The organism is Treponema denticola, assembly GCF_024400535.1.
GTDB lineage: Bacteria > Spirochaetota > Spirochaetia > Treponematales > Treponemataceae > Treponema_B > Treponema_B denticola_C.
In genome coordinates this window covers 387,295-405,188 of record NZ_CP038800.1, presented here as the reverse complement: position 1 = coordinate 405,188, position 17,894 = coordinate 387,295, and the positions used below count along the sequence as shown (strand labels likewise).

Below are 17,894 nucleotides of genomic sequence, written 5' to 3'. Positions count from 1 at the left end.
TCATTTTTTTTACATAACAATATAATGACAGCATGTCATTTTGTCAAGAGTTTTTTCAAATTTATTTGCAAATTTCTACCAAGTTTATTAAAATAATAATTTATGATAGAATACGGCTAAAGCAATAATTAAACTTAAATAAACATGAAATTTTATAAAATTCAGGAGACAATAATGAAAAGAATATTAACGGTACTTATACTAATGCTTATCGTATTTATATCATGCCAAAAGAATAGTGATACAAAAGAAGCTCTTATAACTCAAAATGAGGTACAAGACGAAAAGCCCTTATTTTCGAACATGAGTGACGGTGAAAGTATAAAAGAAGTTCAAGCTGTTTTGAATTCGCATTTGAAAAACGAAAATGCGGAAGCCTTTCTTAAAGGAGTTATCGACTATAATGAAACAATAGAAAAAACCGGCTTGACAAAGGGTTTTCAAAAAGAGCCCCCTGAATATGATGAGCAAAAAATAGACGAATTATGGAAATCTAAAAAAGGCAATTTTATCGGAACAAATTGCAGGATAAACGCCTTTATGCTTTTAAAGGATAATATTGAAATTAAAAAAGCCCCTATCGATGATGCTCTTTTGTTTATGGATAATGAAGCTATCTCCATAGGAAAAATATTTAATGATAACGATACTGAAAGATTTAAACAATTATTTTCGAGGGTAAAAACAGAAAATACAAAGGATATCCTCATTCATGCCCAAAAGATGAAAGAACATTTTACAAACATAGGTTTCGATGAAAATGCAAAAATGCTTTCGGTTGTTCTGCATGATAATTTGGACGGTGACTTTCTTTTTATAGGACACACGGGCGTATTGCTGCAAAACAAGGACACATTCCTGTTTGTAGAAAAACTTTCTTTTTCCGAGCCATTTCAAGCCGTAAAATTTGCCCGAAAAGAAGATTGCTATAATTACCTCTTTTTAAAATATAAACATTACCAAGACGAAGATACGGCAAAACCTTTTATCATGGAAAACAACGAACTAGTAGAATTGGATTTCTATAAAGAATAATCATAGTTTTTTAATTATATTCAATAAAAACATTTTACTAAAGGCCTTATTTTAAATACCGATAAGGTTAGAAGATGTATATTTAGTTTTGGAGGGGGTATGAGTTACAATAGTCAGGCTGTTGCAGCCTATAAAGAAACAAGCGTTAAAACAGCAAGTCCGGGTTCTCTTATTCTTATGCTTTATACCGAAGGTATAAAGGAGATTAATCTGGCAATTTCTAAGATGAATGTGCCGAAAATTCCTGCAAAAGACATAGAATCCATAAATAATCATATAATAAAGGCCCAAGAAATTATTACGGAACTTATGGCTGCTTTGGATATGGATATTGGGGGAGAAATAGCAGCAAATCTTCTTTCTATTTACTCGTATTTTAATCAACAGCTTTTAACTGCAAATTTAAAAAAAGACTATAAGCCCTTATTGGATGTAAGCTCTATGATGCAGGAGCTACATGATGTATGGAAGCAAATTATCGTAGCCCAGCCGGCACCTCAAAGAACACCCCTATCTGTCGGCGTAAACATAGCAGGTTAATGGAGAAAATTATGAGAAATTCATTAAGCCGCCAAGAAATTGACCAAAGGGTTGCTGTATTAAAACGGTTTAAAGCTCTTTTACAGGAGCAACGAAAAAAATTCAGCGATTACCTCATTGTTCTGGAAACTCAAGAAAGAAGTATTCACGAAGAAAACATAGATGCAATAGTTCATCATACTGAATTGGAGCAATCTATAATTGGAGATATCTTTACGATTCAGAAAGTTATAGATCCGATAGAGGAGATGTACCGTTTCGGTATGCCGGATAAAGATGACTCTGAGGTTGTAAGACTTAAAGCTGATCTTGAAAAACTTCAAGAACAAGTTATAGACCAAAACAAAAAAAACCGGCAGCTATTGGAATCCCGTATGGATAACTTGCGGCAAGAGATAATAGCTATAAGCCCAAATTATAGCTATGCAGCAAAAACATTTATCAAGCAGGAGAGCCGTGCAGGCTTAGTTGATATCAGCATTTAATTTTTACTCTTTAGGTATTCAATGTCTTCTTTTATAGATTGAGCCCTAAAAGAGTCAGGAGCCCTTTTTAGAGCATCTTCTAAGTATTTTATTATATGTGCAGCCTTAATATTGGGAAGATAAGAAGAAAAATATGCAATATTACATAAAACACCTTGCTCCTCATCAGGACTTAACAATTTCGTTTCTAAAACATTATTTAATTCGGCGATAATTTCATTGTATTTTTTTTGCTTCAGCAGAGGCTCTATATTTAATTGCATTCTTCCTATTACAAAGGCGCCTAATAGACCGCTTTCGTTTTGAGGATCATTGTTTATGCCGTCTTCAAAAAGACTTCTATATTTTTCGGAATCTACAAGGTAAACTTGATCAAAAAAAGTCTTTATCGCCTTTGTTTTATCAGGTCCGTTTATTGCTGTCAGACCCTCCCTCAAATTTTCAACATTTTTTCCTTTTTCTTTTAGCCCTCTTAGATAAGTTAAAAAATCCGAAGGGGTTTTAATATTTTGCGGAACTACGGCGGAATGATAAATATCTCCATACTTATTCATCAGACAAAGGTATGGCACTTCCGTAATATTATAATCGGAAAAAAGAACATAATTTTTTTCTAATTGAACAGTGTCGGCTGATTTTTCATCCTTAACTATGTCTATATTATAAAACATAAATTCTTTACTTATATTTGAAAACAAAGTATCGGTAAAAACATTATTTAAAATATCTTTACTTTGCGGATCCGTATCTGAAACGGTAAAAAGCATTAAACCATTCTTTTTTGATAAAAGAAGGTCTTTTTCAATAGTAGAGCCGTCGGTATTCCACCCTTTTTGAACACTCGAACAGCTTGACATAATCACTGCAAAAAAGACAAACAATAAAACATGTATAATTCCAATACTTCTCATATTAACTCCCTAAAACTTATTTTAACATTCTAAACAAACTAAGAATAAAAGGCAAGGATGTTGTGACCGAAATATACAATAAAAAAATATATACTCCTATCTGAAGAATAGAAGCTATTAGGGCCATAAGGTTTTCTTTATTTTTTAGTCTATAAAAAAGACCGGTTCTTCCGGCCCAAGCCAAATAAGCCGCAATAATTATTGGAATACTCATGCCAAGCGACATAGAAATTACGGAAAGGACTCCTAAACCCAAGGCATCTAAGCTTAAAGTTAAAACAAGAACAAGCATCGCTGCCGGACAAGGATAAATCCCGCTAAGTAATATTGCACCTAATGTAAGCTTTTTATTATTTGAATGTTTTTTTATGCAAATATCCCTCACAGCATCGATTATGCCGTAAATGGATAAAACTATTAATATCAAAAAAGAAATACCTTCCATATATACCATTGCATCATTTGAATGGGATAAGATAGCTCCCGATAGGCCTTTAAATATAAGCATCAAGACCAATGCAGCGCCTCCATGCATTCCGGCAAGGCCGATACTTGTAAAAAGAGGTTCTAGTTTATTTGCCTCCCTTGTAAGATAAAACGAAAAAACAATACTTTTACGATGACCGGGGCCTGCAGCATGCACTAATCCATAAAGAAAAGAAAGTCCCAATATTGGGATTAAAATACTTAAGCTTTGATTTTCTTTCCAATCTGCGATATAATCGCCAAGTTTTTGGCTTAAAACTCTTTGATATTTTAAAATATTTTCGGAAGGCCGGCTCTGGTATACAGGAGAAGGGGAATTTTTTTTGCCGGTAAATGGGTTTGCATATAAAAAGAAAAATTGAAAAATAAAAAATATAAAAAATATATATTTTGTTTTCATAATATTATCTAAAACCGGATTCTAATTTCTTTAGGATAGTAGGTGTTCAGCCCCGGAGCCCATTTATAATATATTCTATTATCGTCAATTGCACCCAGCGGATTATAATAGACAGGATAATCTTTATTTTCTATAATTTCATATGAGGGGCGTATAAGTTTAGGGTCAAAAATAAACTTTACGGCATTTTTATCGGGATAGGTTATGTCGCAATAAAAAGTATAATCATAGCAAGCTAAAAATACCTCCCTATTTTTAAACTCTTTTAAATCAAGAAAAAATCTATAACTAACGATGCCGTTTTTTTGCCAAACGGAAAATGAAGATTTTTCAATATTTTCAGGTGTAGTGCGTTTATTCCCTTCTCTTATAAAAATAAAATAATAGTAATTTTCCGTATAACGAAAGGCATTTTCATAGACATCGGCGGCTTCAACCTTACTAAAAAGGCCGTCTCCATTTAAATCATAACCGTTTATTATATCGGCACTAAAAAACCTGTCAAAAGTCCATGTTACATAAGCTCCTGCCAATTTTTTTTCTGAAAAAACAACTTCAATAGAGCTTGTAAACCACATATGAGGATGAGAAAAAGCAGGAAAGCCTATTAGGAAAAAGAATATTATAACCTGTACACTTTTTTTTAATTTTATCAACATAGTTCCGTATAAAAATAGAACAAATATTGTTATGATATGATACAAAAAACTTCTTGTTTTATCAAAGAAAATAGTGTATAATATGCTTATGAATAAAAGAAGACATACTGCAGGAACTATTACCTCATCTCAAGAAGACTATCTTGAAAGAATTTACGACTTATCTTTGATTGATGAACATGTAAGGTCTATAGATGTTGCCAGAGCTTTAAATGTTTCACGGGCGAGTGTAAACAAATCCCTTGGAGGGCTAAAAGATGAAGGCTACATTGAACAAGAGCCTTATGGAACGATTACTTTGACAAAAAAAGGCAGAGCTATTGCAAAAGAAGTGCGCACTAGACATAATGCTTTAAGGGCATTTTTAACTGAAGTACTTAAGGTAGATTATGAAATTGCAGATATAGATGCCTGTGAAATGGAACATGCAATAAGCAAACACACGGCAGACAGGCTCTATGCCTATTTAAAAGACCTTGGGATAGCTTCAAAAGAAACCTCCAAATAATTATTTATTGTACTTGCCACTTTCCGCCGGAATTAACCATACGCTTAGCAGGGAGAGATAGGATTCGTCCGTCCTCGCCTAGAAGAGATACCATATGGGTTAATAAGTTTACCTCTGTAATCTTAAATGTTGTACCGTCATAGAAAAAACGGGCTCCTTCGGGGGGCATGGATTTTCGTGCTTCCGTATACCAATCATATTCGTATGAAAGACAGCATAAAAGCCTTCCGCATTGTCCGGATATCTTTGAGGAGTTAAGGGAGAGATTTTGCTCTTTTGCCATTTTTATCGATACAGGCTTAAGCTTATCGGTTACACTATGGCAGCAATAAGGGCGTCCGCAGCAACCCAGTCCGCCTACAATGCGAGACTCATCTCTTACACCGATCTGTCTCAATTCTACGCGAATTTTAAAAACAGCAACCAGATCTTTAACCAATCGTCTAAAATCAATCCTTGTATCGGCACTGAAAAAGAATAAAACCTTAGGTTCATCAAACAAAAAATGACAGCCTATAAACTTCATTTCTAAGTTATTCAAGACAACTTTTTCTTTAAAAATCTTAGCGGCATCTTTTTCTTTTTTACAATTTTCATTTAAAAGAATTTCTTCTTCAGGATTTATTTTTCTGATAATTGTTACAACTTCATCAGGACAGGCATTTATAGGAGTTTTTACTATACCGCAAAGCCTTGCAACATCATTTCCATATCTTGTAGGAACAAGAACAAAATCACCGCTTTTAAATACTTCATGCTCAGGAGCTGTTGCATAGAAACTTTCTTTTGAATAATCTAAGCTGAGCTCATATAACGGATGAGGAAAGTCCTCAGGATTTGAACTCCGTTTTACAGGCTTTTGGTCCTTATCTTCAAGAGACTCAATATCGTAATTTTCATTAATATCGTAATCCATACTTATACCTCTATGTAGTCAAATCGACCAAAAGTCCTTTTACCTCGTCAAGTCTAGCCAAAATTTGAAGTTTTTCAAGTTGATTAAACAAAAGCTCTTTTGCTAAATTTTCGATTTTTTCATCAATAATCTTTACAATTACATAATTGCGCTGTTTTAGAGGGTTGAGGCCTCCTGAAGTTACCGCCTTTGCATCAAGAGAGTGAGCTACAGCAAAACGGACAAAATTTTTTACAGCTTTTTTATATTTATTAATTGTTTCGGTATTTACATTATCAGCTAAATTAGCGCCGCTTGAATACACATCATCCTGTAAGACGGCCAAAATATCGTCTACAGCTTTTTTTCTTTCTTCCGGGCTAAGTCCTTGAAGCTTTTTTTCATAATATAGCTCTTCAGAATCCTGAATACCTGCATCCAAGATAGTGTCTAAAAAGGTTTTTTGTTTTTTTGATTTGGGGCCTTCCGGTTTACCGGTTTGTTTTCTTTGGAGCTGGGAGTTCTGTGCTATTAGCGGAGCAGCCGTATTAAGAGCGGAAACATAGCTGCTTGTATCCACGGAGTTTCCCATAAGCTTACCTCATCTTGAATGAACAAGAGCTGAAGCTGCGAGTCCCTGTCTGTTTTTATATTCTTTTTCAGCCTTTTCAAATTCGTTTTGATTATCAACGGCAAAACAATAGCCGTGTAAAAAAACATTATCATCTATCCGTATTTTTTTTGTTAAAACTGAGCCTAAGATAAGCCCTGTAGACAAAACTACTACACTTTCCGGAGCTATAACATCGCCTTGAACCATCCCGCCTATGGTTATTGATTTAGCGTGTATATTTCCTCTTACCCTTGCATTTTCTGCAATGATGACCTTCCCCGGAGTATTTATATCGCCGTTTATATCTCCATCTACCCGCAAAAAGCCGGGAATACTTAAACTGCCATTTACAAAACTCCCAGGCCCTATAAGCGTATTAATGGAAATATCGTCAGTAAGATCTGCCATAGCTATTTTTTTCTTCCGGTATTTTTGATGTTTAGATATTTCATCGGGTCAACAACATCCGAGCCGATATGAACTTCATAGTGTAAGTGCGGTCCGGTAGATATACCGGTATTTCCTACATAGCCTATAACCTGCCCTTTTTGTACATGCTGACCTCTTGTAACTCTAAACGAGCTTAGGTGGGCATACCTTGTAAAAAAACCGTGTTTATGTTTGATAAGAATGTAATTTCCCCATCCCGGATCAGTTTCTACGTTAATAACTTGTCCGTCGGCTGTAGCCATTATAGGGTCTCCTGAACGGCCGGTAGCAAGGTCTATACCTGTATGAATATACCATTGTCCTGTAAAAGGATGACGGTTTTGACCGAAAGCCATTGTGATATGCCCTATGCCGCCCTTGATCGGCCATAGGCTGGGAATATCGGAAAAAAGAGCGGTTTGAGTGTCCATAAGCTTAGCCATTTCTTGTACAGGCTGAATTGTGTCCTGCAAATAGGCCGAGAGTTTTTTTAGCTCACTCACTTCTCTAGCCGTTCCTTGGGCCATCTCTTGCACATTGAACAAAAGCGAAAGATCGCTTGAGTCATCGGCTTCAGCTCCGGTTTCCATGATAGACTGCAAACCTAAGGATGTTAAGGTAGAAGAAAGAGTTGATTGAAAATTCTTTGCATTTTTTAACAAATCATTTGTTTCATTTTTTAAAACATTGAGACTTGCTTGGGTTTTTCTGGTTTCTTCTTTTAAGTTTGCAAGTTTACGCGCAGAAGCTATGGATTCGGTCGTAAACCAAAAAAATGAAGCTAAAATACCGACAAGCAAAACAGTAACAAAAAAAATTGAAAAGATGCTTGCTTGAAAATTTACAACTTTTCTTTGTGAATGCGGAACTACCATTATGGTCAGCTTTTTTCTTCCGCCATTAATAAATTTCATTATACCTTTAGATACGGCACTACAGCAAATTTTAAAAAAATCACTAAAAGCCCGCACTAAATTATTTTCTGCTTTTTTATATGTTCGTGTTCTTGACACTGCACAACCCCTTTAATTTATAAATCGCATTGTGATTATACCAATATAAATTATTAAAACCTTAATTTTTAATAATTATCGGAATTCTCCGATAATTTATCGGCTCTTTTAGTCAAATTATTTAGCACACAACCGACAACTTATTATATAATAAGAAAAGACTTTTGTAAATACCTCAGCCTTTTGATATTAAAATTTAAAACCTTTCCGCTATGGCTTTTTCGATGCGCTTAACAGCTTTTTCTATCCCTAAAATTTGGATTGAGCCTACAAGGGGAGGGCTTATTCTGCTGCCGGTAACGGTCATTCGGACAGGCATCATAAAGTCTCCCATCTTAATACCCATAGCATCGGCTTCCGCCCTAAAGACTTCTCCGCCAGCATGGTCGTCAAGGCCTACAATTTTAGGCATTACTTCGATTGCCTTTTGGAGAACTTTTTTTGTAGTTTTGGCATCAAGTTTTTTCGGTATTATTTCTTCTGCCGGAGGAACTGCCGGTTCTTCAAAGAGAAAGCGAACCATTTCGGTTATTTCGCTTAAAAGGTGAAGTCTCTCTTTTACCAAAGGCATTACCTTCATTAAAACTTCTTTTTGTTCTTGAGAGGGTTTTAAATAGGTTTGATTTTCAAAACGGCATCCGGCTTTTTTCAGATCTTCTTCATTTATCTTTCCGAAAAGGCCTGAATTTGCAATATAGGGCCATGTAAGAGCAAAGAGTTCTTCATCGGTTTTTTCCCGCATATACTGACCGTTAAACCACTCCAGCTTTTTATAGTCGAATACGGCCGGGGCCTTGTTTAAGTGCTTAATATCAAAGAGTTTTTCCAAGTCTAAAAGGCTGTACATATCACGGCCGTCTTCATAAGAGCAGCCCAGCATAGCGACATAATTGATAATAGCTTCTTTTAGATAGCCCTTGTTTCTGAATTCGTTGCAGCTGGTGGCTCCGTGCCGTTTTGAAAGCTTTTGTCCGTCATTTCCCATAACCATGGGCAAGTGGCAAAATTGGGGCGGTTCCCAGCCGAAGGCCTTGTACATTATAACATGCATGGGGGTAGATGGGAGCCATTCTTGGGCACGCATAACGTGGGTTATGCCCATGAGGTGGTCATCTACGATGTTTGCCAAGTGATATGTCGGGAACCCGTCGCTTTTTAAAAGGATTTGGTCGGGGTTTATATCTTCATTTTTCCATTCAATATCGCCTAAAAGGGCATCTGTAAATTTGGTGCTGCCTTCAAGCGGAACCTTTAAGCGGATAACATAGGGAACGCCTTCGTCCATTTTAGCCTTAATTTCTTCATCGGTTAAATTGCGGCAAGCCCTGTCATAGCCCGGAGGCATCTTGTTCATTGTTTGAATTTTTCGGATTCTGTCGAGCCTTTCCGAATCGCAAAAGCAATAGTAAGCAAAGCCCTTATCGACAAGCTCTTGGGCATATTTTCGGTAAATATCGAACCTTTGAGACTGAATGTAGGGTGCACAGGGGCCTCCCTTTGGTCCGCCTTCATCCCATTCAAGGCCGAGCCATTCAAGGGTATCATAAAGGTTCTGTTCATATTCTTCGCTGTATCTTGTTCTGTCGGTATCTTCAATGCGTAAAACGAATTTTCCGCCTTTTGAGCGGGCAAAAAGATAATTAAACAAGGCTGTACGGACTCCGCCTATGTGCTGAAAGCCGGTGGGAGAGGGAGCATATCTGACTTTAACTTGCATAGTTACAAAACCTCCTAACTGTTATAGATAATGTCAAGTTTATTAAGGGGCTTATTATACATTTTTTTAGCCTTAGGTGCAAGGCTTAGAAAAACTATATTTACCTTAGTATAAAATTTATTTCTTGATTTCCTATCGACTTTTTATTATTTTTTGTGTATTATAGTAAAATATAATGGAGAATGTATGAGTAAAAATAACGACGATAAAAACCAAAATGATCCGTTTAATTTTTTTAATTTCGAGCCGGACTCTGACGGGGATAATAAAAAGTCCCCAAAAAAACCTTTCTTTTCTTTATGGCTTTTAGCGCCGCTTGTAATTGTTCTTTTTGTTTTAGTTAATCAATTAATGATTCTCAATAGTTCAGCCTTGATTCCTTTTTCGGAATTCAAAGACCGAATTACCTCAGGCCAGATAAAAAAGGTTGTGTTAGGCCCTGTTTATTTTACGGGTTATACAAGCATCCAAGATGAAAATGAATCAAGCTCTTCCGTATTTTCTTTTTTATCCGTGCAGAAAAATACAAACGAATATACTACAGTAGGCATATATACCTCGGAATTTATAAACCTTTTAGATGAACACCATGTTGTATATAATGTTAAGCCCAAGGAGCGCGGTTATTTTATGGAAGTGCTCTTGCAATGGGTCATTCCTTTTGGAATAATTTTTATTATATGGCGTGCAATTATGAAACGCATGACTAGAAGTATGGGAGGACTGGGAGGTAGCTTTTTTTCTCCCGGGCAGACTAGAAGTGCTGCAATAGATGAGGGAAAAGTCGAGACCCGCTTTAAGGATGTTGCAGGCGTTGATGAAGCCAAAGAGGAGCTTATGGAGGTTGTCGACTTCTTAAAATATCCTCAAAAGTATACCGAAATTGGAGGAAAAATTCCAAGAGGCGTTCTATTGGTCGGACCTCCGGGAACAGGTAAGACCCTGCTTGCAAGAGCCGTAGCCGGTGAAGCCGGTGTTCCGTTTTTTAGGATAAGCGGTTCTGATTTTGTAGAGATGTTTGTAGGAGTAGGAGCTTCCAGAGTTAGAGACTTATTTAGACAGGCCAGAGAAAAAGCCCCATGTATTATCTTTATAGATGAATTGGATGCAATAGGAAAATCGCGTCATAATTCTTACAGTTCAAACGATGAAAGGGAGCAGACCCTAAACCAGCTTTTGGTAGAGATGGACGGCTTTGACAATAAAACAGGACTAATACTGTTAGCTGCAACAAACAGGCCTGATGTTTTGGATCCCGCTCTATTACGCCCCGGAAGATTTGACAGACAGGTTGTAGTTGACCGCCCCGATTTAAAAGGCAGAGAGCAGATTTTAAAACTCCACGCGGAAAGTGTAAAACTTGATTCAGATGCCGATTTAGCTTCAATAGCTCGTATTACTGCCGGATGTTCGGGCGCCGACCTGGCAAATATTATCAATGAGGCCGCTCTTTTGGCTGTTAGAGGCAAGCGAAAAAAAGTTGTAATGACCGACTTGGATGAAGCTGTAGAAAAAGCTATGATAGGTTTACAGAAAAAATCCCGCGTAATCCGTGAAGAAGAAAGAAAAGTAATAGCTTATCACGAGACAGGCCATGCCATCATAGGAAGCTTTACCGAAGGTGCGGATAAGGTACACAAAGTAACCATTGTTCCTCGAGGAACATCTACATTAGGATACACATTCCACATACCTGAAGATGACAAGCATATTGTAACCGAAAAACAGCTTTTGGCAGAAATAGATGTTCTCCTAGGAGGACGCGGAGCCGAACAAGTTACTTTCGGAATGGTTTCAACAGGAGCTGCAAACGATTTGTCAAGAGCAACCGACATAGCCCGAAGTATGATAATGGAATACGGTATGAGTCCGAAATTCAAGAATGTCGCTTTCGGCAAGAGGGGGGCAGGATACCTTGGAAACAATGAGCCCCAACTCGTCAGGGAATATGCAGAAACAACCCAGCAATATATTGATGAAGAAATAGCAAAAATAATAGATGAACGGTATGAAATAGTTCTAAAGATGCTCAACAGCAAAAAACATCTTTTGGAAAAAATAGCTTTAACTCTTTTAGAAAAAGAAACCATAGAGAGCGAAGAATTTGATGCCATAATCGCAGCTGAAAAAAATCAGGACTTATTTAAACAAGAAGATGAAACTATCGATAGAGAATAAGAGATTTTTTTGAATGATCGGATTTTGTCAGAAGTAATTCATTTTTTATTTGTATATCCGGTAATGCCGCATCTTGCCGTTAATCGACAAAAGATGTATACTCTAATTGTAAAGTAAGCATAACTTTAATATAATTTCGGAGGAATTATGAAATTTAATATTGCAAAACAAGGCGGTGTAGCTGCTCAGTTGGTTTTTGAAGACAAAATAGAAGGCGGCTATCTTAATCATTTGAAGGAAAAAGAATTATTTTCCGGAAAGGCGGAAGAGGTTTATTATACTCTCGACTCCAATCTTAAAGCCCAGCTTTTTATCGGTCTAGGTAAAGAAGAAAAAATTGACTTGGAAGTTTTAAGAAAAACCTTTTTTAAGGCAGCAAGTGAGCTTTTAAAGAACAAGGTAGAAGAAGTCGAGCTCAATATCCCTAAACTTAACAATCTATGTAATTATAAGATGGCTGAGGCTATTGCAGAAGGTATGCTCCATGCCACCTACAAATACGATAAGTTTAAAAGCGATCGTAAAGAGCAAACCGAAATTACGGTTAATTATAACCCTGAAAAAGGCAAAGAAGACAGGGCTGAAAAAGGTATAAACGAAGCTGTCAAGCTTATGGAAGCGGTTTTCTTAACCAGAGACTTGGTAAATCAGCCGGCAAATGTCATCTATCCTGAAACTCTTGCTAAAATAGCCAAAGAAAAACTTGAAGCAAAGGGAGTCAAGGTTACAGTCCACGGCAAAAAAGAAATTGAAGACCTCAAAATGGAAGCCTTCCTCAATGTAGCCAGAGCAAGCACCAAGGAGCCTAAACTCATCGTTATGGAATACTACAATAATCCCGGCTCCAATGAAAAAATCGCCCTTGTCGGTAAGGGCTTAACCTATGACAGCGGCGGATATGCGATTAAACCTGCTACAAGCATGGTTAATATGTTTACGGATATGGGAGGCTCAGGTACGGTTATCGGAGCAATGCACGCACTGGCTGACCTCAAAGCAAAGGTAAATGTTGTCGCTGTTGTTGCTTCTTGCGAAAATATGATTTCGGGAGACGGCTATAGAAATGGCGATATTATCGGCTCAATGAGCGGTAAAACTATCGAAATTATTAACACCGATGCCGAAGGCCGATTAACATTAGCCGATGCCGTTTATTATGCTACCAATAATTTGGGAGCGACTAAGCTGATTGACCTTGCAACCCTCACCGGTGCCTGTGTGTCAGCTCTTGGAGAACAGGTAAGCGGTGCCGTTACAAACAATGATGAGTTCTTTGCAGAGCTTGTTAAGGCAAATGAAAGAGCAGGCGAAATTGTATGGAGAATGCCTACTATCGAGTATTATAAAAAAATGAATGAATCGAAAGTCGCAGATCTAAAAAACTCGGGCGGAAAGTTAGGCGGAATGATGACGGCCGGTCTATTCGTCGGTTCCTTCATTGCAAAAGAAGATATCCCATGGATTCATATTGATATAGCCGGAACTGCCTACATTACCGAAAAATTCGGCTACCTAAAAGAAAACGCCACAGGAACTTTAGTAAAAAGTCTTTACTATATGCTAAGCAAAGAAGCTTAATCAGCTAGGTATACAGCCATTTTTTTTATTTGTGCCGAGAGTTAATACCCCGATGCTCTGCATCGGGGTTGTTGATTATTTCGGTAAAATCTGAAATCATTAAATTGAAATCATAATTCGGTGTTTTCTTTTTTTGTTTTTCTGCAATGGTTTTAAGAGCAATTAAAAAATACTCTGACAGTTTTTCTTTTTGCTGACTATGTGTTAATAGGCTGAATTCTTTTTCAAAATGAATGACTACCTCTATCTTGCCCGTATCTGCTTTAAAAGGCCCGTATTGAAATCTAGGGCGCAAGTAATATCCGTTTTCGGAAATCTCTTCTTTTGTGTATAGTTTCTGTAATTCTTTTGCGGCTTCTTGACTTGATAATTTGCGTCCCGATTCATCGATGATATAGTTTGTTTTACAATGAGCATTATCATAATAGCTGAAAGCACATTTCAATAAAATACAATTTACGGCTTTGCCGTATTTTTCGGGACGCATCTTTTTATTCAATTCGTTCTGAAGTTTTTCCTCAATGCTTTCTATAACCGGTTTTGAATTTTCATAACAGTTGGATATTGTACGCACAATCCAAACAGGATTTTTAGGAATCCAATTGCGTTGACTTTCAATTTTTATGTCTTCTATATTTTCGGTTACGGGGTAATCCCAACACACCGGTTGTTTTTTGTCTTTGCAGTCGGGAGCGGAATAATAGGAAGTTCTGCACTGCTCCATCGTAAATCCGGTTTTTCTTTTTGACCATATTGCCTCGACAAAACGAAGCTCTCCGAATCTGTTGCAAAAAAAGGTGCGGGGATTACCGTTAAAAAACACACCTCTTGACGCTTCCAATGGTTCATGGTTTCCCCAACCGATTACGGCAAGACATTCGCAAAGCCGCACCGCCTTGTTCCACCCCGATACGCTTTTATAATCCGCATATTTTAAAAATTCCGCAAAAAGTTTTTCACGCATGTTTTCAATGGAGTTTTGAGAATGTAAAAAATCTTCCAGTTCCGATAAGTCGTTAATTGCATAAATTTCGTTCATAGCCGGTTTCTTCTCTTTTTCTCCTTATCTATTATTCAAATTATAATTTATCCGTTTATACCGTCATTTTTGATATTATATTCTTTATCCATTGTCATAAAAGCTAAATGCCCCAAAAGATAATCAGGTTTTGCATCAAGATCGAAAGAGCAAGTTACACCGTTTGAGTCAAGTTCAAAATTAAGATATAAAATAAACAGAGATGCTCTAAAATTTGTTTAACAGCAATCCCAATTTCACTCATATTACCTTAAGACGGTTTAAAAATATTACCGTCTAATTTCCAATATTTGATTTTTGTATCGCCGCCGCATTTTTTGCAGCGAGAATTTTTAGATGCCGAAAAACCGATTCCGCTTTGTTCCGCAAGTTTTATAATCCGCTCTCTTTCTTCAACCAAGTCCGGAATATCCGGTATGAGGCAAGCGGAAATCAATTCTCCCATTTGGTTTTGTAAGACAGCTTCTTTTACCATTTTAGGTAAAAGAAGTGAAGCCAAATACGAATCCGTTTCTCTTTTGTGTATTTGTGAAAAACCGCAAGAGTCACACTGAATGCCGGTTAAGATTTCCCGTGTCCGGCTTTCTGCGAATATTTTTTCAATATTAATTTTTTTTCCTGCTTTTATTATATTTGCAATTCCGTAAGAAAGGCATTTAAGATATTCCATCAACTCATTTGCCCATGGTTCAGCCTCGTCGTTTATAGTATGATTATTTACCTTGCAAATCCAAATATCATTTATACTGCCCATTCCTCCGTAAGCCCCAAGATGATGCTCAACACTGCCTGTGCTTAAGTATTCTTCAATATCGGTTTCAATCCATTTTTGCCAAGTACAGGACGTTTCGGTAAACAATTGCTTTAAGGCTTGCAATGCATAAATATAGTATCTATCATTTTCTCTTAGAAAATCCGGAAATTGTTTCATTGTTATACTCCTTTTAGCGACGCTTTTTTCATTTTTATTTAAACACACCATAAATAAAAACACCGCCGACAACAGCGAAGAAAATACCGCCTGCAAAACCTATTATGCGGACAACAGGACGGCCCAAATAACGGCTTATCTGCCCCATTCCCCATTTACTTTGATAGTGTGCGTCCGGCGAATACAGCCAATCCCAATGCTCAATACGCTCGTCCATAGTTTATCTCCTCCTGTCCCATTTTTTTAAAGATTATTGAATAATTTCTAAACCATGTAAATATGCAAATTTGATTAAACTTGCGCCGTAAAAGTCCTCAAAATGTAAATCGATATTTTCTTTTGGAATTTCTTTTAATGAGTTATAAAACGAAATATATTTTTTCTTTAACTTATCTTCTTTGATGACTTTATTAAAATATCTTTCAGCCGGCTCTTTGCCGCCAAAATAGTAGATATAGTAGAGCAAAGCATACCCTTTTAATGAGCCGTTTAAAATTCTTTCAATATTTTTATTTGTATCTTCAAAGTCTGCAAATAAAGGCATAATGTGTTTATGTAATAATCCCGTAATTTGCGTTACGGTATCTTTATAGCTTGCACCGGTCAACTGCCACCAAGCACCCGCTTTTCTTCCGGCTAAAGAACTAAGCTCTCCGCCGTAAATAATTCCTTCACTGGTTATGCATGCTTTTTTCATAGCCTTTGAATAAATGTTGATATGCGGGATAAACTCAACACTAGATTCACAGTTGTATCTATTGGCTTGAAAATATATTTCAAAAATAATGTCTTTGTTATTTGCAATTTTTCGTAAAGTCTTTCCTTTACCTACCACTTTAAAGTCGGGGAAATTGCATGCTATTTCTTGCCATGCTTTTTCGCAAAGTTCTCTTGGTTTCATAACTTCTTCCTAAAACTTATTTCCAAAATTCTAATATTTCAAAATCTTCACAGTCAAATGCGGTAATTTTATCCCAATCTCTTTTTAAGATAATCCGTTAACAGTTTTTGAAATTTAAACATTTCATTATGGGTAATAACGGCGCCTTCTTTCCATTCGGTATGATCTTCATTCCATGTACGGATATCGTAGCTCGATTGCTTCTCACGCTGCTTTGATAGCTGCGGCGGTATAGTGCCGTTTTTGTATTTGTTATTGAGCTTCTTGTTTTAATAAATGGAAACCAAAACATTTTGACCTGCTTGGGCTGCTTCGTTATAAAAATCTTTAAGTCCGGCAAATGCACATTTAAGTTCATCTATAATTTCTTCTTTTTCATCTTCATAATCCCAGATATTCGGATACAGTTTATTTTCCTTACATTTTTGCATACTGAAGTTTTCCAAAAGAGAATCAATATCGGTTTCATTTAATTTTTTCACGATTAATGGTATGGTTTCCTTTTTTGTATATCCGATAAAATCTTCGCATTCTTCGAAAGAATTTACTCCGACAATTGCTTCACTGAGCGGGTTACCCTCTATCGGCTTTCCTGCTGAAACACCGGTAAGTACAAAATGTAAAACGTCCCACATTTTATCCATGTCGAATAAAATACAGTCTTCGGCTTCTTGCAGTTCTTCCGTAAAATCCGCAATATCTTTTTCGGTCATAAGTTTTTTTAAGTCCATATCACTTATGAGTTGATAGTTTGCAATCATTCCCATATCAAATTCTCCTTAGCTGTTATCTAAATTATCATTCTTGTGAATACTCTTGTCTTTTGTACTCCATTATTAAGATAATGTCAATCGAGAAGATTAAGAAATGGAATACTTGGAGCTGGCACGAACAAAAATTACCCGCATAAATATCGGTAATGACCTAATTATATATGCACCATGTCTTGCACCATACTCAACAACACATCTAAAACATTACCGGTTTTAATTAGAATAATCACCAAATGCTCGTAAAATCAGAAAATTGAGATACATTTTTAAGAAATATATCCTCATAGTGAACTGTCGTATTTTTGATGCGTATAAATCCAAAACCTGTATCATCATGAGGATAAGCAATAAATCCTAATTCATCAAACACAAAAAAACAATGCCCGTCAATTCCTTCATCCATCATCATTAATAAAGAGAACATAGCTATAACATCATAATCCGTAGTGAGAAATTTTTTGAAGCCTAAAGATAGGCAATTAGCATTATCGTAAATAGAAGCACTCATTGTTTTTATATATCCAAAATCAATCAGATATTTTTCTATGTATTTTATGTAATTGTTTATGTTGCTGTTATTTCGATTATATTCTTTTACTTTGAAAACATTAGAAACTATTATTATATTATTTGTATGTTTTCTAAAAAAATGCATAAAATAATCGACTATTTTATTTGCGCGAAAAATAGTAAAAGGCTTATTTCTTTTGCAATATCCTTTCCAGCCTTTACTGTCGGTATAAGAATTTAAATTTACCCATTCTTGAATATTAAAATTTGAGTTATCCATTATCGCGTTCATC

The 17,894-nt window shown here is 36.3% G+C and carries 20 protein-coding genes; 6 read left to right on the top strand and 14 right to left on the bottom strand.

Annotated features, from left to right (window positions below):
• Positions 1-174 precede the first annotated feature (174 nt).
• The 3 genes from E4N78_RS01895 to E4N78_RS01885 all read left to right on the top strand — a co-directional run bounded on the left by E4N78_RS01895 (position 175) and on the right by E4N78_RS01885 (position 2,060).
• The gene (locus E4N78_RS01895) at positions 175-1,035 is read left to right on the top strand and encodes a DUF4300 family protein (RefSeq protein ID WP_255811414.1); all 861 of its coding nucleotides are present in this window, start codon (positions 175-177) and stop codon (positions 1,033-1,035) included.
• 99 nt (positions 1,036-1,134) lie between these two features.
• Positions 1,135-1,575, top strand: a complete 441-nt coding sequence (gene fliS, locus E4N78_RS01890) for a flagellar export chaperone FliS (protein WP_255811413.1) — start codon at positions 1,135-1,137, stop codon at positions 1,573-1,575.
• Positions 1,576-1,586: 11 nt separating this feature from the next.
• On the top strand, positions 1,587-2,060 hold the full coding sequence (locus E4N78_RS01885) for a flagellar biosynthesis protein FlgN (RefSeq protein ID WP_255811412.1): 474 nt from the start codon (positions 1,587-1,589) through the stop codon (positions 2,058-2,060).
• Here the strand turns inward: E4N78_RS01885 and E4N78_RS01880 are convergent.
• The 3 genes from E4N78_RS01880 to E4N78_RS01870 are packed head-to-tail and all read right to left on the bottom strand — an operon-like array spanning position 2,057 to position 4,516.
• Entirely contained in the window at positions 2,057-2,971 is a 915-nt protein-coding gene (locus E4N78_RS01880; RefSeq protein ID WP_255811411.1) for a tetratricopeptide repeat protein, read from the bottom strand. The two genes, E4N78_RS01885 and E4N78_RS01880, sit on opposite strands and share 4 nt — an antisense overlap.
• 16 nt (positions 2,972-2,987) lie before the next feature.
• Positions 2,988-3,857: a nickel/cobalt transporter gene (locus E4N78_RS01875; protein ID WP_255811410.1), complete on the bottom strand. Its 870-nt coding sequence runs from the start codon at positions 3,855-3,857 to the stop codon at positions 2,988-2,990.
• A gap of 8 nt (positions 3,858-3,865) precedes the next feature.
• Positions 3,866-4,516 carry a DUF1007 family protein gene (locus E4N78_RS01870; RefSeq protein ID WP_255811409.1) on the bottom strand — a complete coding sequence of 217 codons (651 nt, stop codon included), beginning with the start codon at positions 4,514-4,516 and terminating at the stop codon, positions 3,866-3,868.
• Positions 4,517-4,604: 88 nt separating this feature from the next.
• On the opposite strand from E4N78_RS01870, the gene E4N78_RS01865 reads away from it, so the two are divergent.
• Positions 4,605-5,024 (top strand): metal-dependent transcriptional regulator, encoded by a 420-nt coding sequence (locus E4N78_RS01865; protein WP_255811408.1) that lies wholly within the window; start codon positions 4,605-4,607, stop codon positions 5,022-5,024.
• 4 nt (positions 5,025-5,028) lie between these two features.
• Here the strand turns inward: E4N78_RS01865 and E4N78_RS01860 are convergent, their stop codons facing one another.
• From E4N78_RS01860 to gltX, 5 genes are all read right to left on the bottom strand, one after another.
• Positions 5,029-5,940 carry a PSP1 domain-containing protein gene (locus E4N78_RS01860; RefSeq protein WP_255811407.1) on the bottom strand — a complete coding sequence of 304 codons (912 nt, stop codon included), beginning with the start codon at positions 5,938-5,940 and terminating at the stop codon, positions 5,029-5,031.
• A 10-nt stretch (positions 5,941-5,950) separates the two neighbouring features.
• Complete coding sequence (locus tag E4N78_RS01855) at positions 5,951-6,511, bottom strand: YaaR family protein (protein WP_255811406.1); 561 nt, start codon at positions 6,509-6,511, stop codon at positions 5,951-5,953.
• Between the two features lie 9 nt (positions 6,512-6,520).
• Positions 6,521-6,940 carry a bactofilin family protein gene (locus E4N78_RS01850; RefSeq protein WP_255811405.1) on the bottom strand — a complete coding sequence of 140 codons (420 nt, stop codon included), beginning with the start codon at positions 6,938-6,940 and terminating at the stop codon, positions 6,521-6,523.
• Positions 6,941-6,942: 2 nt separating this feature from the next.
• Entirely contained in the window at positions 6,943-7,974 is a 1,032-nt protein-coding gene (locus E4N78_RS01845) for a M23 family metallopeptidase (RefSeq protein WP_255811404.1), read from the bottom strand.
• Positions 7,975-8,170: 196 nt separating this feature from the next.
• On the bottom strand, positions 8,171-9,691 hold the full coding sequence (gltX, locus tag E4N78_RS01840; RefSeq protein ID WP_255811403.1) for a glutamate--tRNA ligase: 1,521 nt from the start codon (positions 9,689-9,691) through the stop codon (positions 8,171-8,173).
• Positions 9,692-9,877: 186 nt separating this feature from the next.
• Between gltX and ftsH the strand changes: the two genes are divergently transcribed.
• Positions 9,878-11,869, top strand: coding sequence for an ATP-dependent zinc metalloprotease FtsH (gene ftsH / locus E4N78_RS01835; RefSeq protein WP_255811402.1), 1,992 nt, complete (start codon positions 9,878-9,880; stop codon positions 11,867-11,869).
• 147 nt (positions 11,870-12,016) lie between these two features.
• Positions 12,017-13,447, top strand: coding sequence for a cysteinylglycinase (locus tag E4N78_RS01830; RefSeq protein ID WP_255811401.1), 1,431 nt, complete (start codon positions 12,017-12,019; stop codon positions 13,445-13,447).
• A gap of 25 nt (positions 13,448-13,472) precedes the next feature.
• On the opposite strand, the gene E4N78_RS01825 is transcribed toward E4N78_RS01830, so the two are convergent.
• From E4N78_RS01825 to E4N78_RS01800, 6 genes are all read right to left on the bottom strand, one after another.
• Positions 13,473-14,486 carry a hypothetical protein gene (locus E4N78_RS01825; protein ID WP_255811400.1) on the bottom strand — a complete coding sequence of 338 codons (1,014 nt, stop codon included), beginning with the start codon at positions 14,484-14,486 and terminating at the stop codon, positions 13,473-13,475.
• A 250-nt stretch (positions 14,487-14,736) separates the two neighbouring features.
• On the bottom strand, positions 14,737-15,417 hold the full coding sequence (locus E4N78_RS01820; RefSeq protein WP_255811399.1) for a DUF6966 domain-containing protein: 681 nt from the start codon (positions 15,415-15,417) through the stop codon (positions 14,737-14,739).
• 34 nt (positions 15,418-15,451) lie between these two features.
• The gene (locus E4N78_RS01815; RefSeq protein ID WP_255811398.1) at positions 15,452-15,634 is read right to left on the bottom strand and encodes a hypothetical protein; all 183 of its coding nucleotides are present in this window, start codon (positions 15,632-15,634) and stop codon (positions 15,452-15,454) included.
• 33 nt (positions 15,635-15,667) lie between these two features.
• Positions 15,668-16,318, bottom strand: coding sequence for a DUF4304 domain-containing protein (locus E4N78_RS01810; protein ID WP_255811397.1), 651 nt, complete (start codon positions 16,316-16,318; stop codon positions 15,668-15,670).
• Positions 16,319-16,587: 269 nt separating this feature from the next.
• Entirely contained in the window at positions 16,588-17,085 is a 498-nt protein-coding gene (locus E4N78_RS01805) for a YfbM family protein (protein ID WP_255811396.1), read from the bottom strand.
• 232 nt (positions 17,086-17,317) lie between these two features.
• Positions 17,318-17,893: a hypothetical protein gene (locus E4N78_RS01800; RefSeq protein WP_255811395.1), complete on the bottom strand. Its 576-nt coding sequence runs from the start codon at positions 17,891-17,893 to the stop codon at positions 17,318-17,320.
• Position 17,894: the final 1 nt, after the last annotated feature.